Genomic DNA, 433 nt, shown 5'->3' on the forward strand with positions numbered 1-433 from the left:
GTCGGATCGTCGTTTGTCGGATTTGGTGTCGGTGGGTTTGTTGACCAGGGTGTTTCCGGCTGACGTGGTGGATGAGGTGATCGCGGCTGCGGGGCGCACCGAGCAGCGTCAGCGGGCGTTGCCGGCGCGGGTGATGGCGTACTTCGCTATTGGCATGGCGTTGTTCTCCGACGGCTCGTACGAGGATGTCTATGCGGCGCTGACCGACGGGTTGTCGTGGACGAGTCGGTGGCGCCACTCGTGGGCTGCGCCAACGAAATCCGCTATCTTTCAAGCACGTTCGCGATTGGGGTACGAGCCGGTACGTGATCTTTTCGCCCGTGTCGCGGGCCCGTTGGCTGGCCCGGACACTCCGGGAAGTTGGCTCGCCGGTCGACGGCTCGTTGCGATCGACGGCACGGTTGTCGACGTACCCGACACGCCGGAGAATGCA

The 433-nt window shown here is 64.2% G+C and carries 1 protein-coding gene; it reads left to right on the forward strand.

Translation table 11 applies throughout. The features are described from left to right. Positions 1–433, forward strand: a 433-nt coding sequence (locus HH308_RS29395; RefSeq protein ID WP_170197835.1) for a transposase domain-containing protein, incomplete at both ends; no start/stop codon positions are given.

Origin of the sequence: Gordonia asplenii (assembly GCF_012933505.1) — a bacterium.
GTDB lineage: Bacteria > Actinomycetota > Actinomycetes > Mycobacteriales > Mycobacteriaceae > Gordonia > Gordonia asplenii.